Below are 5119 nucleotides of genomic sequence, written 5' to 3' on the forward strand. Positions count from 1 at the left end.
GTTGCAATTAAATTATTTTCTGCACAAACAATCTCTGGAAACTCATAATTCGTATCGCAATGAATCAGCAATAAACTCAAAATAAAAATATATTTCTTCATAACATTCCTTTTAAAACCTAACACTCAAAATCATATAATAGCTTGTTCCATTTTGCATCCAATATTTAGAACCAAATTGTGGTTGCTTCAATAAGGTATCTTCCTGCAATTCTTGAAAGTTCGCTTTTCTTGACTGTTCATAACCACCCGTTTTATAGACTTCTCCCAACAGGTTATTCAGACTCAAGAAAAGACCTATATAAGTATCTCTAACTTTCCATGATTTCCCACCAACCAAATTCAACAAGAATAAATCATCAAACTTCTCTTGTTCTAACAATTCAGAAACTTTCTTTTTGGAAATTTGCGCACCGGTTAATTCATCCGTGAAAGGAACCCCATCTGCATCCAGATAAAAATTGGATGTTCTCAACAATGGAGAAATCGACAAATAATGGTCTTTCAAAAAGTTTCCGTTTACTGCCACCCACCAATACGCTGGATTTCTATAATTCACTCCTAAAGAAAAAGCCTTTTCTGGACTACCTCCTATATGATATCCTTTTATAAACGCCTCTCCTAACTCTCCTCCTTGAGTGCCCTCTATGTCTGTTTCAATTTTTAGGTTGGGATTATTTGCATAGGTATAGCTCCCTACTGCGGTCACAATATTTAATGATATTTCACTTGACAGTTGCACATCTATTCCCAATTCTACTCCTAAATGACGTTTAGAAATATTTGTTAAGGACTGTCCGACAAAATCTGAGTTATCTCCTTTCAATCCCTCGGCAAAAAGAAAAGAATTTTCCGAACCTTTTGAAAAATAACTATAATATCCTGTTAATCTTGATTTGATCCTAGGAGCTCTGTATTGATAATTAATATCCACCGTTTGTATCTTCTCACTAGTAACATTTTTAGTGGCATTGTTACTTATTCTAATATTTGAATAAACACTTCTCAAAGTAGGGGCCCTTGAGATAAAAGCAATATTCCCATATAAGAGATGCTTTCCTGAAAATTTATATAGAGTATTTAACTTGGCACTGATATCATCAAAACCCATTTTAGAACTCGATCCAAAAGATGCATCGGGATATTTTCCGTTTTTAAAATTTCCAGTTCTCTGATATGCTGTTTTTGTAAAGTTCAACGCACCAACAAATTCAACTTTTGGCAAAATATAAGAGGATTGTAAAAAAACCTCTAACTCAGAAAAATCAATTTTATAGTCGTAGGAAAATGCATCTCCAATACCCACCAGGTTATCAACAGTATGCAAATTATTTTGGGCTTTATCCCCTTGCTCAAAAGAATCAACGTCCAAAAAACCACCTCCTCCTAAATCGTCCACTACTTTTGCATAATTATCACTGGTCAAATTTCTATAACTAAGAGCTCCTTCAATTTTCCAAGATAGAGATATATCCTTTTTGAAAGTAGAACGCAAAGAAAACTGAGTGTCTTCGGTTCTATCTTCATATAAATAATAACTAGCATTTTGTGTGATCCCGTTTATCTCATAGAGCACAGACCAACTTACCTGACCGTTTTCAACAAAATTTTCTGTTAGCTTATAAGCTTCACCAAAATCATCATATTTCAATGGGGCACTAGGCAAATATTTATAATAAGAAGGATCTGGACTATTGACATTTGCATAGCCCAATCTACTGGATCCTATGCTTCCAAATTGATACGAAATACTTGTCTTTAGCTGTGCATACTTATTTAATTTCCATTGATGAAATAACATCACTACCGGCTCATTTACCTTTTGAACTCTAGAATTCCTCCGTTCCCCTTGTTGATATCCCCAATAAGAATTATACCTAGCTCCCTTTAAACCCAAAACTTCTTGAGTATTTGCAGAGGATTTCCCTCTTTGATTTATTGCAAATATCCCAGTAAGTCCAATACGATGGGCTTCATTTATTCTTTTCTCAGCACTTATAAATCCTGAATATGCCGAATAATTTGTACCCTGGATGGCACCTTGACTTGCAAAACGAGTAGAAAAGGAAAAGGCAAAAGACCAATTATTTTTCAAGACACCCGTAAAATGAGACATCATAAACCGTCCCTTATAACTCCCATTGCTCGCAGCATAAGATATAGCACTACCTGGTCGATACTCAGAAGCATTAGTCTTGAAATTGGTAACTCCTAAAACAGATCCAAAACTTTCAGCAGCGGGCGCCATTCCATAGCTAAAACTAAAATTCCTTAAAACATCATTCAAACCACCCCAATTACTCCAATTTGGTCTTCCTGTTTGAATTTTATTCATTTTTATCCCATTGATCAATACAGTACCTTCCCGACTATCATAACCTCGAATTTTAAACCGAGCTTGGCCAAAATTAAATGCCGCTGTACGAACAAAAACATCTTTTGAAGACTGTAACAAACCTGTCACTACATTGGCACCACCAATATCATTATCCAACAAATCATCATCAGACAACTCTAAAGTGTTGGAATATATAAGTTCCTCTTCTTTCTGAAGCAAGGCTATGGTACCCATGTATAAAGGCGACCCATTTTTATACGCGACAGTAACAAACTGTGTTTCAAATCCGTCAATATCAAATTCAAGAACTATATTATTTTGCATTTCAAGAAGCAAGGAAAATCTGCCTGAAGCATCTGAATAAACAAATACATCCAGATCTGAAGTCAACCGAATCAAAACAGATTCTAGCGGGGTATTTGAGAGGGATTTCACCACGGTGCCTTCAATCCGTACTTTCTCCTGTGACTGAAGAACAGACACAACACAAAATAAAAAGCAGCAGCAAAACACCTCACAACAATATGAAGTCATTTTCTTTTTCATAGCTTATTTAAGTTACGAAAAAAAAATCCTAACTTTAATAGAAAAGGCAATGAGAAATAAATTATTGGGTATCATTTTTATTCTTTTTATACAAATAACCTTTGGTCAGAAAAAGAAATATGCCATTCACAGCGTTGCATTTTACAATCTAGAAAATTTGTTTGACACTATCAATAACCCGGATACGAACGATGAAGCAAGTCCGATGATGGAAATCAAAAGCAACAGATCAGAAATATATTTTAAAAAAATAAAAAATCTACAAAAAGTTATTGCTGAAATTGGCTACGAAAAAACAAGAGCATTGCCTACTATTTTGGGTGTTGCAGAAATAGAAAACGAAACGGTACTGGATGATTTGATGAGCTCCAACCAGACCTTAGAAAAAAACTATAACTATATCCATTATGACTCTCCTGACAAAAGAGGAATTGATGTGGCACTACTTTATAATAAAAATAAATTTATCCCCATGAATCATCATTCATATGAGTTAAAATTATGGTCAGATAAAGGATATCGAATTTATACGAGAGATCAACTTTTAGTTTCCGGTTACTTAGAAAATGAATTGATTCATATCATTGTCAATCATTGGCCCTCTCGAAGAGGAGGTGAAAAAAAAAGCAGAATCCTGAGAGAAAAAGCAGCCTTTCTCAATAAAAAAATATCCGATAGTATTTTCACAAAACATCCCCATTCTAAAATAATCTTAATGGGAGATCTCAATGACAATCCTACAAATTCTAGTTTGAAAAAAATTTTAAAAACCGAAGAAATAAGCAAGCAAAAAAACGATACCATCTTTTACAATCCTTATGAGACATTATACAAAAAAGGGTTTGGAACACTAGGCTATAGAGATCAAGTCCATCTCTTTGATCAAATCCTTATAAATGGGAAATTTATTTCAACAAAATTCAATGAGCTTAGTTTCTATCAATCACATATATTTAACCCGAGTTACCTAACACAACAAAACGGAAAATACAAAGGCTATCCCTTTAGAAGTTTTGGAAATGGGAGTTTTACAGATGGATTTAGTGATCATTATCCGGTTTACATTTATTTAATTAAAGAACTAGATTAAAAACATTAGTTTTACAAAAAAAACTATGAGAAAAATAATTACAGGAGTATTCGCTATTTTACTTCTAACAAACATTGGGTGTAAATCGAACGGAGAAGAAACGGCAATTGCCCCTGGAGATGACTTAGATGTTCTAGGTCAAAAACTGGAACTACTAGAAACTTCTTTTATTTCCACTCCGGAAAACAATACAAGTGCAAAATTCAGTCCAAAAAATGCAAAGAAATTGGCAAAAAAATTAGAGGAATGTGAACATGAATTCTCTGAGGAACTTATAGAGGAAGACTATATAGTCCGATTCACTCAAAAACTATATGACGGATCTGGAAATGCAATAACAGACTGCCAGCTGGGTGATATTTTAGAATCAGCAAGTACAAGTGCTAGTTATGCCGTTGGAACAAATTATTATGTTAAAAACGGACCAACAGAATTGGATTATGACCAATACACCAAATATTCTTTTACAATAAAACCAAAATTAACAACAGCAACTTATACAGAAAAAGTTGAGGCAGATATTTCTGCTTTGCTAAAAGTAGAAAATATTCATTTTAATTTTCTTGAAGGAAGTTATTTAGATGTCAACCGTTCTTATGAAATAAGCATGAACATGTCGGATGAAGAATATGAAAATACCATTGCAAATTCTCCATATCAAATCGATTTGAAATACATTTTAAGTTTAGATGCAAATGGAAATGATTATCATTTTGAGCTAATCTTAAACCAAGATGATTTGAGTAAGTCTAAAATTGAAAAAACATATCCTTTATATAACGTCTCTAATCAAAAAGTTGGAACCGTAAAATACACATTGTACTCTAGTGGAAAAGAAGTTTTCAAAGTTTATGATTTAGATAACAACTTGATGGGATAATATAAATTTGTTAAATCTAAAAAGCCTTTTCTATTCGTAGAAGAGGCTTTTTTGTTTTTTCTTATTCAAGACCACTGTTATCAGGCAAATTTGTACTTTTGTAACTTCATTTTTTAAATGAAGCGACAAAATATGGAAACCGCAAAAAAAATAGCAATCAAAATTGGCTCTAATGTACTTACACTTGCCTCTGGCTTACCAGACAAGGAGCGTATTGCTCATATTGTAGCACAAGTGGCTGATTTAAAAAAAGCGGGATTTCAGGT

3 protein-coding genes are annotated in these 5119 nt (G+C 33.5%); 2 read left to right on the plus strand and 1 reads right to left on the minus strand.

Features of this window, described 5'->3' with window-relative positions; genetic code table 11:
• Positions 1-111: 111 nt before the first annotated feature.
• Positions 112-2883 (minus strand): TonB-dependent receptor, encoded by a 2772-nt coding sequence (locus tag P8H68_RS10450; RefSeq protein ID WP_300324598.1) that lies wholly within the window; start codon positions 2881-2883, stop codon positions 112-114.
• Between the two features lie 49 nt (positions 2884-2932).
• On the opposite strand from P8H68_RS10450, the gene P8H68_RS10455 reads away from it, so the two are divergent.
• A complete protein-coding gene (locus P8H68_RS10455) occupies positions 2933-3973 on the plus strand; it encodes an endonuclease/exonuclease/phosphatase family protein (RefSeq protein WP_300324601.1) in 1041 nt (346 codons plus the stop codon).
• A gap of 25 nt (positions 3974-3998) precedes the next feature.
• The gene (locus tag P8H68_RS10460; RefSeq protein WP_300324604.1) at positions 3999-4853 is read left to right on the plus strand and encodes a hypothetical protein; all 855 of its coding nucleotides are present in this window, start codon (positions 3999-4001) and stop codon (positions 4851-4853) included.
• Positions 4854-5119 lie beyond the last annotated feature (266 nt).

Origin of the sequence: Flavicella sp. (assembly GCF_029238425.1) — a bacterium.
Taxonomy (GTDB): domain Bacteria; phylum Bacteroidota; class Bacteroidia; order Flavobacteriales; family Flavobacteriaceae; genus Flavicella.

What these genes read in the sequence shown, in the direction of transcription:
- P8H68_RS10450 (WP_300324598.1), bottom strand. Translation starts at nt 2,883, where the DNA reads ATGAAAAAGAAAATGACTTCATATTGTTGTGAGGTGTTTTGCTGCTGC.
- P8H68_RS10455 (WP_300324601.1), top strand. Translation starts at nt 2,933, where the DNA reads ATGAGAAATAAATTATTGGGTATCATTTTTATTCTTTTTATACAAATA.
- P8H68_RS10460 (WP_300324604.1), top strand. Translation starts at nt 3,999, where the DNA reads ATGAGAAAAATAATTACAGGAGTATTCGCTATTTTACTTCTAACAAAC.